The organism is Pantoea sp. BL1, from assembly GCF_000963985.1.
Lineage (GTDB): Bacteria > Pseudomonadota > Gammaproteobacteria > Enterobacterales > Enterobacteriaceae > Pantoea > Pantoea rwandensis_B.
This window is the reverse complement of sequence record NZ_JZRH01000012.1, coordinates 1-15,591: the sequence shown is the minus strand read 5'-3', so window position 1 is coordinate 15,591 and position 15,591 is coordinate 1. Positions and strand designations below refer to the sequence as shown.

Sequence of the window (15,591 nt, the reverse complement as noted above, 5' to 3'; positions counted from 1 at the left end):
GTAGGTAACGTAAGACACTTCACGTTACCCGATTAAGTCGCTATCGCCAATCATCAGACTTGCTGTCTCTTCTGAATTTTAACGTCGGGTCAGGGCCAGGCGAATTCCCAGGCCTATGAATGTCATACCGACGATACGATCTAACAGCTTTTGTAGGGTAATGTTGCGCGATACTGCACTCGCAGCACCGCCCGCCAGCAGGGCAAACGTCACATCAGTGATCAGCCCAATCACCGCGTATGTCAGTCCCAACAGCAGGAAGGAACTCGCATGATAGTGACCATCTACCACCACGAATTGCGGGAAGAAAGAAATGAAAAACAATAACACTTTGGGATTAGTGATAGAGGTAATAAAACCGCGTACTAAAAGATTACGCGTATTGGAGCGTGGCACCTGATTCTGTGAGCTACATTCCTGTGGTTTGGTGATAAACGTTTCCCACACCATCTTGCTACCTAAATAAATAAGATAAGCAGCCCCAATATATTTAATCACTGTAAATAACATCGGCGAGGCGGTAATTAACGCCGTTAAGCCTATTGCACTGGCCAACGCATGAGTACAGCTGCCGAGCGCCACACCGCTCGCAGATATCACGCCGCTCCGTCGCCCATTGGCCACGCTTTGCCCGACCACATACGCGAGGTCCGGGCCCGGCGTGATACACAAAAGGAATACCGAAACGAGAAACAGGGGGAAATGAATGATATCCAGCATGCTAACTCCTTGTTGATTTGGTATTTATTGTACTGATTATAATCTTGCGATCCAAACAGAAGCCTATTTCATTTGATTATGATGTGATGAAGGTCATTTCCCAGACTTCCATCATTTAAATCGACGATTTAGCCACGTAATTACACAATGCGCACGCATTGCGCCATCACTCTTTTGTCGCCGCTACAGTATGAGTGACAGGACTAATCACAATCGTTATGGAGATCAACTTGTGGCAACACTTACCCTACGCGTAGCGCGACCGGTTTCACAACTGGAGCGCAGTCGTGAACTTTATCAATCAGGATTGGAACTGGATGTGATTGGCGCCTTTGAAGACCACCAAGGCTTCAATGGCGTGATGCTGGGAAAAGCAGATCTGCCCTGGCATCTGGAATTCACACAATGCTCTTCGCATCCGGTCATCCCTTCACCCTCATCAGAAGATCTGTTGGTGCTGTATTTACCCGAGCGTGATAGGTGGCAGCAAACATGCCAGCAAATGGTATTGGCGGGATTTGTACAGATTGAATCATTCAACCCATATTGGGATCAAAACGGAAAAACGTATCAAGATCACGATGGTTATCGGACCGTCATACAGTGTCAGCAGTGGCCGTAAACTCTCGCATGCCTGACCGTGACAGAAATGCGCAGGGCGCCAACGCGCCCTGCGCATTACTCTTCGAGTAGAATCGAGAAACCGCCGTAAATCATTCTTTTGCCATCAAAAGGCATGTTTTCGCCCATTTCTTTCATTCGCGGATCGGACATCATTTTCTGATTGGCCGCATCACGCACTTCACGTGAGGGATATTCAATCCAGCTGAACACCACTGTCTCACCCTCTTCCGCTTTCACCGACCTATAAAAATCCGTGAGCTTGCCTTCAGGTACATCATCTGCCCAGCACTCCACGATGCGTGTGGCACCAAACTCTTTAAACAGCGGCGCTGCTTTGGCCGCCATGGCGCGGTAATCCTCTTTATTGACTTCAGGCACCGCAACGACAAAACCATCTACGTACGACATAGGCTATTCCTCCGTCGTGCTGTACACGGCCGACACTGGCCGCAGAGTAAAGTGTACAAATGATGTGCAATTCATGAGCAACTGCAGCACTGAAACTGCGTGTTGCCTCGCAGATTCCTGCCTGCGGCTGAAATTGCGTTACACTGTGCACCTCGATAGTTACGCCATCAGGATAGTTATGCGCATCACCATTGATTCGGCCGATCAGCCGTTTATTCACCGTTTGCTCGGAGAAGAGATAGAGCAAGTGGATACCCAATCCAGCGACACGCGTTTGCAACAAGCCCTCGACATCGCTCGCCAGCAGAAAAATCACGAAGCGGAACTCGACTGGAAACGCAATGCGGTGTTTTTAGCGTTGTTTATTTTCCTCTATGCTGTCCTGGGCGCCTCGCTGACGCTGGATCTCACCGCACAAGCACCCAGCCACAAAAGTTTGGTGTATGCATTAGAAGCGGTCCCCGTGCTGATTGCCTTTTCCGGTCTGTTTGTCTCATTGTTATTCCTGTTCTTCACCCGCAGCAGCGCGCGACGCCTGCGCAGTTGGGATCAAGGCATTTTTGTGCTGGAGAAATACGTTGGCACCAACCTCTATAAGCAAATCAATGAGATGGGCGCTCGCACCACCAACTATTCACAGTCAGCCATTAACGTTGCGCTTGCCCTGTTTATTTGTGTGACCTGGGTGGTGATGTACAACTACTTCACCTTTACCACCAGCGGCGTGATTGGCAGCGTGATTTCTTTGTTTATCACCACCATGACCTACGTGATACTCGATATTCAGTTGCTGAAGTCAGGCACCTCTATTGCGATTGATGAGCCGCTGATTCCGGCTGACGAAGATAAAGAGAAGAAATAATCCCCTGCATCAGGTGGCCTGAGGGCCGCCTCGTTATTTATTGCCTATAATCATGCTGACATACCCTTAAATACGGATCAGGATCGATTAAGGAGCATTAATGAAAATATGGCCAATCGCCGCACTTGCCGCGTTATCGTTAACGCTGGTTGCCTGTAAATCCCCGACGCCACCAAAAGGTGTCACGCCCATCAGCCCTTTTGATGCCAACCGCTATTTGGGCAAATGGTACGAAATCGCCCGTCTGGATCACCGCTTTGAGCGCGGCAAAGATCATGTCACAGCCACTTATACTCAACGCAACGATGGCGGCATAAACGTGCTGAATCGTGGATATGATCCGGTGAAAAAAGAGTGGAGTGAGAGCGACGGCAAAGCCTACTTCACCGGCAAATCGGATACCGCAGCGCTTAAAGTCTCCTTTTTTGGCCCGTTCTATGGCGGCTATAACGTGATCGCCCTGGATGATGATTATCAATATGCGTTAGTGAGTGGACCAAATCGGGGCTATTTATGGATCTTGTCGCGAGAGCCGAAGATTCCGAATCAAGTGAAAAAACACTATCTGGCTGTCGCGCAGAGACTTGGGTTTGAAGTGGATAAGTTGATCTGGGTCGATCAAGGTTAAAACTGCACTCAGGGATGAAGTGATTTTATTTTCATCCCTGTTTAGTTCAGCATAACCGGCGTGAGATTCTGGTTATGGGGTAGAGAATCTTCAATCGGCGTATGACCAAATACTTGCAGGCTTGCAGCACATCACGGGTTCCCCCTGATGGGATGAGGGGCACCTCATTCCGTGATAACAGCTGATGAATGATTTATTTAAACGAATCCCTTATTTATTAATCATATAACCTTGCATATTAATAATGCGCATCTCTTCGCAAGATTGCCCTATCAAAAAACCTGCTAAAATACGTCATCGTCATGATTTTATCAGTATCAAATACTCTTATCTAAAAATTTCAGAGTTCTGGTCATTCTGACTTATCAATCAATATGTTGAGTCAATACATCAGACTGCTGTTAGCTTTTTTTCATTATCGCATTGCCAGTGGTGAGGAAAAAATGAATGAAATAACAGAAGAATACCCCAGAATAAATTTCAGATTAGTATGGGGCTTACTGATTGTATTAACACTCTTTTCGCTGGACTGCCCAGCGAGCGAAATTAACCTTTATTCCATTAACACGGGTTCCTACGTTTATCACCTGACCGGGAATCATGGGCAATACACTGAAAATTTTGAGAATAACTTCTTCTCGGTAGAAAGAAAATTGTCCGAAGATTCAACCTATAGCGTGCTGATCGGCACCATGAAAAACAGCTTTGACGATCGCTGTCTTGCGTTTGGGGTGAGAAAAGACTGGAAAACCTGGGATGATGGCTGGACCTTTAAAGGTATCTACGGCTACACCGGTGAGTTTTTTTTCGATGCCTTTAAGGATTGTGGCGACCACGGCTCCTATCACGACTTTAAAAAGGCCACCGGAATAGGGTTCTCACCCTATATTTATCATGGCTTTCAATATAATTTCACACCCTATTTCGGCATTGAATCGGGGATTATAATCCCCTCGGTATTTGTCATCACCATTCAATGGAGTTTTCGATAAATCTGAAACTTAACGAGCTGATCTCCCGCGTCAATCTGCAAGGACAGTCGCCAGCCTGAAGAATTTGAAATAGCGGAGGTTTAGGGGGCACTGCGCGGTTGGCAGGTCTTATCCGTTGCCTGCGACTTCACAACATCGCGAATATTCTGTGGATAATGCCAGTCCAGGTGACTATCATCACCCCACCCTATCCACTACTGATAAATAAGGAGGATTACTATGCCATCGTGTGAATTGTTTATTTACTCACACTTTTATAGTAATTGGCCGCGCTCAGCTATCTCTGCATTCGTGCTGCGATAATCCGCCTGAGCGAAGTCTACTGAAAATTTCATCCCTTCCTCCGGCTTACCGGGTTGTCGTCAGCAGTTTTTGACGTCAGGCGTTCGCACGCCTGCAACTTATGAGTAAGCACATGAGCACATTACTATTCGCACACGCTGTCGGCTTTGATAACGCCTTCGGTACGCTATTTCACGACATCAATTTCAGCCTGAAAAAAGGCGATCGTATTGGGCTGCTGGGTGATAACGGCACGGGGAAAAGTACCCTGCTAAAAATCCTCAGCGGTGAACTGGCAAGCAGTCAGGGCAGCGTTACGCTAGCCAACCACTGTCTGCTGGCGCGAATTGAACAACATCTTCCCCCTCAGCTCCAGCAAGCCACGTTGCTGGCAGGCGTGATTGCGCGTCTGCCACAGCAGCAACAGGTCAGTGAAGCCTGGCGCGCGGAGGCGCTACTCTCTTCGCTGGGGTTCGATACTGAACAGCATACCCAAACGGCAGCCACGTTGAGTGGTGGTCAACATATGCGGTTACTGCTGGCGCGTGCACTGATTCTCCAGCCCGATCTGCTATTACTGGATGAACCCAGCAACCACTTGGATCTTCCAACGCTCCTGTGGCTGGAACAGTTCCTGATAAGTTGGAAAGGCAGCTTTGTGCTGGTCTCACATGACAGCACCTTGCTGGATCAGGTCACCAATTGCAGCTGGATCCTGCGCGATCAAACCCTGCAATTCTTCCGTCTGCCCTGCTCCGCAGCCCGACAAGCGCTGGCACAGCAGGATGAAACCGATGCGCAACGTTTTCAGGCAGAACAGAACGAGATTGAGCGCGTCGAAAAAAGTGCCAAACGGCTGGCGATTTGGGGACGCACTTACGACAACGAAGGTCTGTCGCGTAAAGCGCAGCAAATGGAGAAACGCGCCAGTTGGCTGAGAGAGGCACAAACCACGCTGACCGAAGGCAGCTTATGGCGTCTTCAACTGCTGGGAGAAGCACTGGATGCCGATCGGGTGCTGGCGCTGACTGAAATGCGCATTCGCCCAGCGGAGAACGCGCCTGCGTTGTTTTCGTTACCCAGCCTGCAGGTAAAAAGTGGCGATCGCATCGCCATAGTGGGTCGTAACGGCAGCGGGAAATCTTCGCTGCTGCGCCAACTCTGGCTGGATTACCAGCGTGAGACCAGCACGCTGTTTCATCCACGTGCAAAGCTAGGTTATTACGACCAAAGCCTCACACAATTGCAGGATGAGGAGAGCCTCAACGAGGCACTGGCGCATTTTGCCCCTCTAAGTGACGACCAGCGAAAGATGGCTCTGATCGGTGCGGGATTCCCCTACCTCCGCCATCAGCAATTAGTGGGCTCACTGAGTGGCGGTGAACGCTCACGCCTGCTGTTTGTCGGGCTGACACTCGCGCGCTATTCCCTATTGCTGCTGGATGAGCCCACCAACCATCTGGATATGCTGGGCAAAGAGGAGTTGGCAGCCGCCCTTAATCAGTTTGAGGGCGCGGTGCTTCTGGTGTCGCACGATCGCAATCTGATTGCCAGCAGTTGCAATCGCTTTTGGCTAATTCAGGATCAGCAACTGAGCGAGTGGCATGACTTTGAACCGGTCATTGAGCAACTGAGTGCCAAACAACCGTCAGACAGCGAGAGCGTAAATGTTCTGCCCGTGACATCTGAATCCTACAACGATGAAGATGCGCTGCTACTGGCGTTGTGTGATCTGGAAAACAAGCTGGATGAGGATAGAGAACGTAAGCCCAAACATCAGAAACCGGCGTTGCAGGCCCAATGGCGCGATGAGATTGCGCAACTGAAACAGCAGTTGGGCATCCTCTAAGCAGACACTCCTAAATACGCCCCTGCGATATTTGTATCCTGCATCCCAGGGGCATAATGGGTGATCACTGATAAATTACACCAGAGCGGCGCTTAACACCTGTGCCGCTCGTTTTAACTGATCAGCAGGATTGCGCCCAATCAACACATACTGATATCCGCTGCGATGCCACCACACCAGATTCATGCCGTGCCGTTTTTCCTGCGCCAATGCACTCTGTTTAATAGGATCTTCCCGCGAAATACACAGTGCCATCGGACCGTAACTGCTGTGATTCCAGGCGATTTGAGTGATCAGTGAATCGTCATAGCGCAACATACGCACACTTTTCAAGCTCGCTTCAGGAAGCGTCAATTGCTCAGTCGTCAGACGCAGATCGAGGTCGCGCGCCGTGCGTTGTAATGAACGCGCTAGCACCTGTGGGGAGCTGTCGACATCCGCCAACGTTTCCGGGCTATAAAGCGACATATATTGTGCTTCCAGTTCACGTATTCGCGCGCTCTCATCCTGTTCAGCTTTCGCGACGGGTCTGGCCCAAAAACCGACGGCACTGCCGACCAGCAGAAAACTGACTGATGCCGCGATCAACGCACGACGGCTAACCTGAACAGCTTCTTTTACCGGTGCGGACGGCGTGTTGTCCAACAGATAAGCCAGTCGTGACTCCATGCGCTCCAGCGGCGCCTCATCCAGCATTGGCGCGAACGCATCCGCAAAAGGTTGATTGCTTTTCATTAGCTCAGCCGTCCGTGCTGACAACGTTTCACTACGCTTTAGTTCAATTTCAAACGCCTGCGCATCCTCCGCGCGCATTTCGCCATCCAGCCAGGCAACGATAGCTTCATCGGCATAGGGCGAGGTAAATCGTGGTGCATTCACAAACGTTTCTCCTGTACCGCAGGCCGCGCTGTCACTGCGCTGGCTAAAGTGGTGCGTGCCGCAGCGAGGCGGCTCATGATGGTTCCAATCGGCACGGCCAGCGTGTCGGCGGCTTCCTGATAGGTAAAGCCCTCGACATAAACTAAAAATACCGCGTTGCGCTGCGCCTCTGGCAACTGCCCAACCCGTTGCATCACTTTGGCGTATTGCATGCGCTGTTCATTGTGTTGCTGATGGTCGGGAGCGAGCAATTCATCACTCTCGACGAATCCCTGCCCCATGCGTACCCGCTGCGCGCGCAGTTCGTTGATCCACACGGAATGCAGCACGGTAAATAGCCAGCGATCGATGCGTGTGCCCGGTGTGTACTGGGCGCTGCGTTCCAGCGCCCGCACACAGGTGGACTGCACTAACTCTTCGGCGACATCTTTATTACGCGATAACACCATCGCGTAACGCCACATACGCGTCAGATGCGCCGCCAGATGTTGACGGACTTCAGTGCTGGTAATGTTTCTATCCTCCGTCATCAACGGTCATCAGGACTCAGGATGGCCATTAATGGCCGCGTGTAAATCCTGATACTCTTCACAATTCACACCGCACAGCGATTTGATGATAGTGAGCTGCTCTTTAGCCAAATCCGGACGGCCTTTGATCATCCAGGCTTCACCTAGATATTCACGCACTTTGGCATATTTGGGGTCCAGTGCGATCGATTTCTGATAGTAACGCATCCCTTCGTCGGTGCGGCCCAGTTTACGCGTGGCGTAACCGCGATAATTCCATGCCTCTTTAGTGTTCTGATTGTGCAACGTATCCAGTAACGTCAGCGCAGCTTGATACTCGCCTTTTTTCGCCAGGTGGTAGGCGTAATTCGTCTTATCCTCATCGCTCAGCATGCTGGTTTTTTCCGGCACGCAGGATTTGGTTTTACTGTCATACACTTGCCCTTTCGGACAATCCGGGGTTTTCTTGTCGCTGTCGTCATCACCCATGGCGAATGCAGTCGGTGCATGTAACACCATCAGCAATACCGGCACGGCAAACCAGCGAATCGGAGTCATCATCTTCATCATTCATTTATCCTCACGGAGTGGCATCGAATCGCGCAACGGCAGCATGCGGCGCAGCACGTTGTCACGCAGAACGTAGTGATGGAGTAACGCTGCCAGCGCATGCGCGCCTGCCAGGCTAATCAGCGCCCAGGCAACGTTATTGTGTAATCCTGCCAGCGTATGTCGCAGTGCGGTATCGACATGAATAAAGGTTGGAATATCGAACAGGCCAAAGAAATTAAACGGTTCCTGTTGCGACCAGCGAAACAGAAAACCCAATACAACCTGCGTGAATAACAACAGGTACAACAAGCCATGAACGGCATGCGCGATGATGCGCATCGGCGCGCTGTTTTCAGCTGGCGCCACGGCCAAATGCGTCTGACGTTGGCAATAGCAACGCCACAATGGGCGCACAATCATCACCAGGGCCAGCAAAATGCCAAAAGAGATATGCCACGCCTGTAAACCCTTACGCAGCGGTGTGCCCTTTTCCAGTTGTTCCCAAATATGCGCAGAGGCAAACAGAAAAATGACGCTAAACGCAGTGATCCAGTGCAACGTCATGCTGAAAGCGTCATAGCGTTGACGTGAGTGTTGACGGGTCGAAGCGGACATAACATTTCCCAAATAGTGTGTGGTTTAGCGGTAAACAACCCAACGACGATTTCTATTCGGAAAATTTTCATTTTTTTCTCAACACAATCCATTTAATGCAAGAATCCTGACGAATTTTCTCCTGTTTGTTGCATTTAGTGATTACTATTCTCGCTTCATTAAAGGGATGCTTATGTTGAATACCTCTAAAAAGCGGCTTGTTGTCGCGATCGCTCTTTTAGCGATCATTATTCTGGTCTGGGCCTACCGCAGCGCCCAACCCAAACCGAACCCACTGGTCACCGCCGTTGTGCGTCAAGGCAACATCGAAAACGTCATCGCCGCGACGGGCAAGATGGACGCTATCGAACGCGTCAACGTCGGTGCTCAGGTGTCTGGGCAGGTGAAAAAGCTCTATATCAAAGCGGGTGATAACGTTAGTAAGGGCGAACTGATCGCTGAAATTGACGATCAGCCACAGCGCAGTGATTTACGTAATGCGCAGGCCGCGCTTAGCGTGGCACAAGCTGATTTGGAGACACGCGAAGCGACCTTAGTCCGACAGGATGCGCAGTTCAAACGTTTGCAGCAAATGATCAAAGCCAATCTGGTGTCGCGCCAGGATTTTGACGAAGCGGCAGAAGCGTGGAGCACCGCACGAGCTGAGTTGACGGCGCAAAAGGCGCGCGTCATTCAGGCACAAATTGAGGTGGACAAGAAGCAGCTCGACCTCAGCTATACCCGCATCATGGCACCGATGGATGGCACGGTAATCGCCATCGTGACCAAACAGGGCCAGACGGTTAACGCCGCGCAGAGCGCACCGACCATCGCCAAGCTGGCGCAACTTGGCACCATGACCATTAAAGTCCAGGTTTCCGAAGCGGACATCACTAACATCCATCCCGGCCAGCAAGCCTGGTTTACCACCTTCGCCAATCCCGATAAGCGCTACAACGCGACGCTGCGTAGCATTGAACTGGCACCTGAATCGGTGATGAAAGATGATGCCTTGATGGGCAACAGTGAAAGTACGCCGACCAGCAGTACCAATGCCGCCATTTATTACAATGCCTTACTCGATGTTCCCAATCCCGACAACACCCTGCGCATCTCCATGACCGCGCAAGTTAATCTGCTGCGCGACACCGCGAAAGACGCACTGTTGATCCCGGTACAGGCAACGAAAAAAGACGCGGAAGGCAAGACCTTTGTCGAGGTGGCGAACAAGCAGAATCAGCCAGAGAAACGCATTATCACCACCGGGATTTCAGACAGCGTTGATATTCAGGTTCTCAGCGGCTTGAACGCCGGTGAGAAAGTGATTCTCGCTACTCAGGCCGTGGGTGCGGACAAGGTGGTGATGTGAGCCTGATCGAACTGAAAAACATTCAGCGCAGCTATGTTAACGGTTCAGAATCTCTGCATGTGCTGAAAGATATCAATTTGCAGATCGCCAGTGGCGAGATGGTCGCGATCATAGGCCCTTCAGGCTCGGGCAAATCCACATTGCTGAATATTCTCGGCTGCCTGGATGCCGCCGACAGCGGTCACTATTTTATCTCAGGCCAGAATACCGCTTCACTCTCTCCGGACGCACTGGCGAAAGTCCGTCGCGAACATATTGGCTTCATTTTTCAGCGCTACCACTTAATGCCGGACCTGACTGCATTAAGCAACGTCGAAATCCCGGCGATTTATGCCAATTTGCCGGGGCATGCGCGGCGGGAGCGTGCTGCTCAATTACTGGAACGACTCGGGCTCAAAGGCCGCGAACACCATAAACCGGGTGAACTCTCTGGCGGCCAGCAGCAGCGCGTCAGTATTGCGCGAGCGTTGATTAATGGGGCCGAGATCATTCTCGCCGATGAACCGACCGGCGCGCTGGATTCGCACTCTGGCGAGGAAGTGTTACGCATTCTTCATGACCTGAATCGTGACGGTCATACGGTGATTATCGTCACACACGATATGAAAGTGGCGCAGTACGCTGACCGCATCATCGAAATCCAGGACGGCGAAATTTTTGCTGACAGCGGGCCAAAAACAGAGGCGACGCGTGCGCGTTATCAGCCAATGGTGAGCAGAAGTCAGAGCAAGCTGCGCGGATTGATTGATCGCCTGCGCGAGTCAATGCGTATGGCGCTAAATGCCATGAATACGCATCGCTTGCGCACCGCACTCACCATGACCGGAATTATCTTTGGTATTGCCGCTGTCGTCACTGTCGTCGCGCTTGGACAAGGTGCGCGTGAAAAAACGCTGGAGAGTATTTCCGGTCTCGGGACGAATGTGGTGTCCGTGTATGCCGGCGGCGATTTCGCCGAAGATGATGCGCATCCGGTGTTGACGCTGGTGATGGCTGATGCCGATGTGATTGCTCGTCAGCAGTTCGTCGACAAAGTCAGTCCTGAGCTGCTCTCGACGCAGCCGATCCGCTATCTCTCCAACTCGTCGAAAGCATCCGTATCAGGCGTTGGCAAAGATTACTTTGAGATTCAGGGCATCAAACTCACCGAAGGCAGCAACTTCAGTGATGAACGCCATGCCCGGCAAGAGATCATCATTGATACCAATACGCGCAATAAGCTGTTTGCAGCCAATGAAAACCCCATCGGCAAAATGATCGTGTTAGGGTCTGTGCCGGTGAGGGTAATAGGTGTGGCACATGAAGATAACGGCATTTCGCCCAATCGTCTCAGCGTGTGGTTGCCCTGGAGCACCATGATGTACCGCATCAGTGGGCAAACAGCGCTCACGAGTATCAGCGTGAAGCTTAAAGATGATGTGGTCAGCGGTCCGGCGGTGGAATCTCTCACGCAATTATTGACTGCGCGCCATGGCACCAAAGACTTCCTGATGTTTAACCGCGATAAGTACCGCAAAGCGATTGAAGGGGCGGCCGCCACCTTGACCTTGCTGATTTTGATGGTGGCATCGATTGCGCTGATGATCGGCAGCATCGGCGTGATGAATATTATGCTGGTGTCCGTCACCGAACGAACGCATGAAATTGGCGTGCGTATGGCGGTGGGTGCGCGGCGTGGCGATATCATGCAGCAGTTTATGATTGAGGCGGTGCTGGTATGTTTGGTTGGCGGTTCACTCGGCGTGGCGCTCTCACTGGTGATCGGTCCGCTGATTAGCCTGATGGCAGGCGGTGTGCTGACAGCCATCTACTCTTGGGAATCCGCGGGGGCAGCCTTCGCCTGCTCCACCATTATCGGCATGATTTTTGGTTATCTGCCAGCCCGCAAAGCGGCTCGCATGGACCCGGTCGCCGCACTGGCAAGTGAGTAGATTTGTCTTCGCAGGGTGCGCATCACTGCGCACCGATTTTTACGTCATGTTGGAATTGAGAGCGAATTACCCAGCGATCAGATTAACATCGGCAACGTTGCACTGGCCGTTTGCTGACTGGCTGTGGCGTAATCTGCGTCATGCGTCATCAGCTCCCCCATCAACACTTCCACCAACAGCATCGCACCCACTTTACCACTCAACGTACCCGCGTTCAGCGGCCCTTCCGGACGGGCTGCCACCAGCAACATATCCGCCAGATTGCCCATGGGGCTGCGCAACGTGTTACTCAACATCAGGACTTGCGCTTTGCGTTTCTTCGCGACATTGACCACGTGCATCAAATCTTTGGTCGAACCGGAAGCCGAAATCGCAATCACCACATCACCTTCACCCAGGGTCGACGCGTTCATGGCCGCACGATGCATATCGCCAAACAGTTGCGCGGATTTACCCAGACGAAGCAGGCGATAATGCAAATATTCGCCGGTGATGGCGCTGGCTGCTACGCCGTAAATTTGGATAGAACGCGCCTGATGTAATGCCGTGGCGGCCTGCTGTAAAACCTCGCGATTGATAAATTTACCGGTGTCACGCAGCGCCTGCACCGACTCTTCCACCAGCACATCGACGGGATCGCCACTCGCCGGAACCATTGGCTGGCTCTGTTGCACATCCAGTGCCAGCGCCATCTTAAATTCGGTGTAGCCCTTGCAACTCAGGTTGCGGCACAAGCGTGTCACACTGGCTTCGCTGGTGTCCGTTTCTTTCGCCAACTCGGTAATAGTGAGATACAGCACTCTTTGCGGTTCGGTCAGGATGAAATCGCCCAGCTTTTGCAGCGCCGGACTGTAACCCGGCAGGCCCTGCTTCAGATGCAGCAAAATATTTCCATTGTCCGTCATGACATCCCTCCGTTCGCCAATATTGATGGCGTCTAGTGTGCGTAAAGGCCCTGATTTGTGCCAGCAGAATTGATTATAAGTGAAAGCTATCACACTAATGGTAGTTATTTTCATCAAATGAAGTATGTTGTGATAATAATTTTTACCACAACAATCATTCGGGGATGAAAATTTATGTCAATGTTCAGTGGAGCTTCCTCTGGAAGCTGGTTTGAAAAAGCACAGCGTTTCGGAAAATCCTTTATGTTACCGATCGCCGTATTACCCGCGGCCGGTCTGCTGTTGGGCATTGGCGGAGCGTTATCCAATCCCAACACGGTAAAAGCTTATCCCTTCCTGGACATCGCCTGGTTACAAGGTGTCTTTACCATCATGGCCAGCGCCGGTTCAGTGGTATTCGCCAATCTTGCGGTGCTGTTTGCGGTAGGCGTGGCGGTAGGACTCGCTAAAAGCGATAAGGGTACGGCTGGTCTGGCCTCTCTGCTGGCTTATTTAGTGATGAATGCCACCATCAACGCACTGCTGACGCTCAACGGTGTAATGGCGAGTGGGAATCTAAGCGCTGTAGGTCAAGGTATGGCGCTGGGCATTCAAACGCTGGAAACCGGCGTGTTTGGTGGTGTTGTGATCGGGCTGGTCACCGCGTTGCTGCACAATCGCTATAACAAAATTGCCCTACCACAATTTCTCGGCTTCTTCGGTGGCTCACGCTTCGTCCCGATTATTAGCTCATTTGTGGCGATTATCGTTGGCGCGGCAATGACCATCGTCTGGCCGCATTTTCAGAAATTGATATTCGGTATGGGTGGACTGGTCGATGCCACGGGGTATTTCGGCACCTTCATATACGGCTTTGTGTTGCGCATGCTCGGCCCGTTTGGTCTGCATCACATCTTCTATCTGCCTTTCTGGACTACCGCTTTGGGCGGCAGTGAAATGGTCAATGGTCATCTGGTTGAAGGCACTCAGCGCATCTTCTTCGCTCAGTTGGCCGATCCCAATACGCAGCAGTTTTATCTGGGAACGGCGCGCTTTATGTCGGGCCGCTTTATCACCATGATGTTTGGCCTGATCGGGGCTTGTCTGGCGATGTATCACACCGCCAAACCTGAGAACCGCAAACGTGTGGCCGGTTTGTTATTATCCGCCGCCCTCACCTCATTCCTGACTGGAATCACCGAACCGATTGAGTTCTCGTTCCTGTTTGTGGCGCCAGCATTATATGTGATTCACGCGCTGTTCGATGGTCTGGCCTTTATGATCGCCCACATCCTGCACATCACCATTGGACAGACCTTCTCCGGCGGTTTAATCGATTTCATTCTGTTCGGTGTATTGCAGGGTGAAGCGAAAACCCACTGGCTGTATGTGCCATTGGTCGGCGTGCCGTGGTTCCTGCTGTATTACTTCACCTTCCGTCTGCTGATCACACGATTCAATTTCAAAACGCCAGGCCGTGAAGATGTTAGCATCGATACCTTGCCAGTTGCCGCTGGCGAACGCCCTTTGCAGGTGATTGAAGCGCTGGGCGGTAAAGGCAATATTGCCGAACTTGACTGCTGCGCCACACGTTTGCGCATCACGCTAAACGACAGTTCTAAACTTAATGAAGCCGCATTGAAGGCCACGGGCGCTCGCGCGGTTATCCAGCGTGGCAACGGCGTACAGGTGATCTATGGCCCGCACGTCACCATTATCAAGAATGAAGTTGAGGAGTTACTCGCGCTATGAAAGCAAATATGCTGGAGCAGATTAAAGGGAAGCTGGTGGTGTCTTGTCAGGCACTGGAAAATGAACCCCTGCACAGCGCCTATATTATGTCGCGTATGGCATTAGCCGCGATGCAAGGTGGCGCGTCGGCAATCCGCGCCAACAGTCTGATCGATGTAGAGCAGATTATGCATACCGTGGATTTGCCCATTATCGCCATTATCAAACGCGATTATCCAGGCAGTGATGTGTATATCACTGCCACGCTTAAAGAGGTCGATGAATTGATGACGGCTAATCCAGCGATGATCGCGCTGGATGCGACTCAACATCAGAGACCTGGCGAACTGCAGTTGCCGCAGTTGGTGGCAGCGATTCGTCAACGCTATCCGCAGTTATTGCTGATGGCGGATATTGCGACAGTTGATGAGGCGCTGCTGGCAGATGAACTCGGCTTCGACTGCGTAGGTACTACGCTGCATGGCTACACGGCGGAAACGCGCGGCAACTTTCTGGCGGCAAATGATTTTCACTTCCTGCGTGCAGTATTAACAGCAGTGAAGGCGCCCGTGATTGCAGAAGGCAATGTGGAAACACCTGAGATGGCGGCGCAGTGTTTAAAACTGGGCGCGCATGCTGTGGTGGTCGGTGGCGCGATTACCCGTCCTCAGCAAATAACGCAGCGTTTCGTCAACGCAATCAGCTGATACGTTTTTTCAGGCCTTAAATAGCAAAGCCGCCCGGAGGCGGCCTTAACGCTGAAGCGGAAACTGAACT

16 protein-coding genes are annotated in these 15,591 nt (G+C 51.6%); 9 read left to right on the top strand and 7 right to left on the bottom strand.

The annotated features are described in order from the left end of the window. Positions 1-78 precede the first annotated feature (78 nt). Positions 79-720: a LysE family translocator gene (locus VH86_RS07545; RefSeq protein WP_045815658.1), complete on the bottom strand. Its 642-nt coding sequence runs from the start codon at positions 718-720 to the stop codon at positions 79-81. Positions 721-952: 232 nt separating this feature from the next. On the opposite strand from VH86_RS07545, the gene VH86_RS07540 reads away from it, so the two are divergent. Next, entirely contained in the window at positions 953-1,342 is a 390-nt protein-coding gene (locus tag VH86_RS07540) for a VOC family protein (RefSeq protein WP_231647159.1), read from the top strand. A 56-nt stretch (positions 1,343-1,398) separates the two neighbouring features. Here VH86_RS07540 and VH86_RS07535 read toward each other — a convergent pair whose 3' ends face one another. Beyond that, entirely contained in the window at positions 1,399-1,752 is a 354-nt protein-coding gene (locus VH86_RS07535; RefSeq protein WP_034829871.1) for a DUF1428 domain-containing protein, read from the bottom strand. A 178-nt stretch (positions 1,753-1,930) separates the two neighbouring features. On the opposite strand from VH86_RS07535, the gene VH86_RS07530 reads away from it, so the two are divergent. From VH86_RS07530 to VH86_RS07515, 4 genes are all read left to right on the top strand, one after another. Next, positions 1,931-2,614: a hypothetical protein gene (locus VH86_RS07530; RefSeq protein WP_045832435.1), complete on the top strand. Its 684-nt coding sequence runs from the start codon at positions 1,931-1,933 to the stop codon at positions 2,612-2,614. Between the two features lie 100 nt (positions 2,615-2,714). Then, positions 2,715-3,242: an outer membrane lipoprotein Blc gene (gene blc, locus VH86_RS07525; RefSeq protein ID WP_045815661.1), complete on the top strand. Its 528-nt coding sequence runs from the start codon at positions 2,715-2,717 to the stop codon at positions 3,240-3,242. Positions 3,243-3,685: 443 nt separating this feature from the next. Continuing rightward, positions 3,686-4,234, top strand: a complete 549-nt coding sequence (locus VH86_RS07520; protein ID WP_045832434.1) for a hypothetical protein — start codon at positions 3,686-3,688, stop codon at positions 4,232-4,234. A gap of 415 nt (positions 4,235-4,649) precedes the next feature. Further along, positions 4,650-6,365, top strand: coding sequence for an ABC-F family ATP-binding cassette domain-containing protein (locus VH86_RS07515; protein ID WP_045832433.1), 1,716 nt, complete (start codon positions 4,650-4,652; stop codon positions 6,363-6,365). Positions 6,366-6,440: 75 nt separating this feature from the next. Here the strand turns inward: VH86_RS07515 and VH86_RS07510 are convergent, their stop codons facing one another. From VH86_RS07510 to VH86_RS07495, 4 genes are read right to left on the bottom strand one after another with little or no spacing between them, the layout of a single operon-like run. Next, the gene (locus VH86_RS07510; RefSeq protein ID WP_045832432.1) at positions 6,441-7,244 is read right to left on the bottom strand and encodes an anti-sigma factor; all 804 of its coding nucleotides are present in this window, start codon (positions 7,242-7,244) and stop codon (positions 6,441-6,443) included. Continuing rightward, positions 7,241-7,774 (bottom strand): sigma-70 family RNA polymerase sigma factor, encoded by a 534-nt coding sequence (locus VH86_RS07505; protein WP_034829876.1) that lies wholly within the window; start codon positions 7,772-7,774, stop codon positions 7,241-7,243. Before VH86_RS07505 ends, VH86_RS07510 begins: the two co-directional genes overlap by 4 nt. 9 nt (positions 7,775-7,783) lie before the next feature. Beyond that, on the bottom strand, positions 7,784-8,320 hold the full coding sequence (locus tag VH86_RS07500; protein WP_045815691.1) for a tetratricopeptide repeat protein: 537 nt from the start codon (positions 8,318-8,320) through the stop codon (positions 7,784-7,786). A gap of 3 nt (positions 8,321-8,323) precedes the next feature. Further along, a complete protein-coding gene (locus VH86_RS07495) occupies positions 8,324-8,920 on the bottom strand; it encodes a cytochrome b (RefSeq protein WP_045832431.1) in 597 nt (198 codons plus the stop codon). Positions 8,921-9,092: 172 nt separating this feature from the next. Here VH86_RS07495 and VH86_RS07490 point away from each other — a divergent pair, with 172 nt between their 5' ends. Further along, the gene (locus VH86_RS07490; RefSeq protein ID WP_045832430.1) at positions 9,093-10,268 is read left to right on the top strand and encodes an efflux RND transporter periplasmic adaptor subunit; all 1,176 of its coding nucleotides are present in this window, start codon (positions 9,093-9,095) and stop codon (positions 10,266-10,268) included. Continuing rightward, positions 10,265-12,199, top strand: a complete 1,935-nt coding sequence (locus VH86_RS07485; protein WP_045832429.1) for a MacB family efflux pump subunit — start codon at positions 10,265-10,267, stop codon at positions 12,197-12,199. Before VH86_RS07490 ends, VH86_RS07485 begins: the two co-directional genes overlap by 4 nt. Before the next feature lie 77 nt (positions 12,200-12,276). Here the strand turns inward: VH86_RS07485 and VH86_RS07480 are convergent, their stop codons facing one another. After that, positions 12,277-13,104 carry a MurR/RpiR family transcriptional regulator gene (locus VH86_RS07480; protein ID WP_045832428.1) on the bottom strand — a complete coding sequence of 276 codons (828 nt, stop codon included), beginning with the start codon at positions 13,102-13,104 and terminating at the stop codon, positions 12,277-12,279. A 174-nt stretch (positions 13,105-13,278) separates the two neighbouring features. Between VH86_RS07480 and VH86_RS07475 the strand changes: the two genes are divergently transcribed. Further along, positions 13,279-14,835 (top strand): PTS transporter subunit EIIC, encoded by a 1,557-nt coding sequence (locus VH86_RS07475; RefSeq protein WP_045832427.1) that lies wholly within the window; start codon positions 13,279-13,281, stop codon positions 14,833-14,835. Further along, positions 14,832-15,521 (top strand): N-acetylmannosamine-6-phosphate 2-epimerase, encoded by a 690-nt coding sequence (locus VH86_RS07470; RefSeq protein ID WP_045832426.1) that lies wholly within the window; start codon positions 14,832-14,834, stop codon positions 15,519-15,521. The genes VH86_RS07475 and VH86_RS07470 overlap by 4 nt, the downstream gene beginning before the upstream one ends. Positions 15,522-15,591: the final 70 nt, after the last annotated feature.

What these genes read in the sequence shown, in the direction of transcription:
- VH86_RS07535 (WP_034829871.1), bottom strand. Translation starts at nt 1,752, where the DNA reads ATGTCGTACGTAGATGGTTTTGTCGTTGCGGTGCCTGAAGTCAATAAA.
- VH86_RS07480 (WP_045832428.1), bottom strand. Translation starts at nt 13,104, where the DNA reads ATGACGGACAATGGAAATATTTTGCTGCATCTGAAGCAGGGCCTGCCG.
- VH86_RS07545 (WP_045815658.1), bottom strand. Translation starts at nt 720, where the DNA reads ATGCTGGATATCATTCATTTCCCCCTGTTTCTCGTTTCGGTATTCCTT.
- VH86_RS07475 (WP_045832427.1), top strand. Translation starts at nt 13,279, where the DNA reads ATGTCAATGTTCAGTGGAGCTTCCTCTGGAAGCTGGTTTGAAAAAGCA.
- VH86_RS07530 (WP_045832435.1), top strand. Translation starts at nt 1,931, where the DNA reads ATGCGCATCACCATTGATTCGGCCGATCAGCCGTTTATTCACCGTTTG.
- blc (WP_045815661.1), top strand. Translation starts at nt 2,715, where the DNA reads ATGAAAATATGGCCAATCGCCGCACTTGCCGCGTTATCGTTAACGCTG.
- VH86_RS07520 (WP_045832434.1), top strand. Translation starts at nt 3,686, where the DNA reads ATGAATGAAATAACAGAAGAATACCCCAGAATAAATTTCAGATTAGTA.
- VH86_RS07490 (WP_045832430.1), top strand. Translation starts at nt 9,093, where the DNA reads ATGTTGAATACCTCTAAAAAGCGGCTTGTTGTCGCGATCGCTCTTTTA.
- VH86_RS07505 (WP_034829876.1), bottom strand. Translation starts at nt 7,774, where the DNA reads ATGACGGAGGATAGAAACATTACCAGCACTGAAGTCCGTCAACATCTG.
- VH86_RS07500 (WP_045815691.1), bottom strand. Translation starts at nt 8,320, where the DNA reads ATGAAGATGATGACTCCGATTCGCTGGTTTGCCGTGCCGGTATTGCTG.
- VH86_RS07495 (WP_045832431.1), bottom strand. Translation starts at nt 8,920, where the DNA reads ATGTCCGCTTCGACCCGTCAACACTCACGTCAACGCTATGACGCTTTC.
- VH86_RS07470 (WP_045832426.1), top strand. Translation starts at nt 14,832, where the DNA reads ATGAAAGCAAATATGCTGGAGCAGATTAAAGGGAAGCTGGTGGTGTCT.
- VH86_RS07515 (WP_045832433.1), top strand. Translation starts at nt 4,650, where the DNA reads ATGAGCACATTACTATTCGCACACGCTGTCGGCTTTGATAACGCCTTC.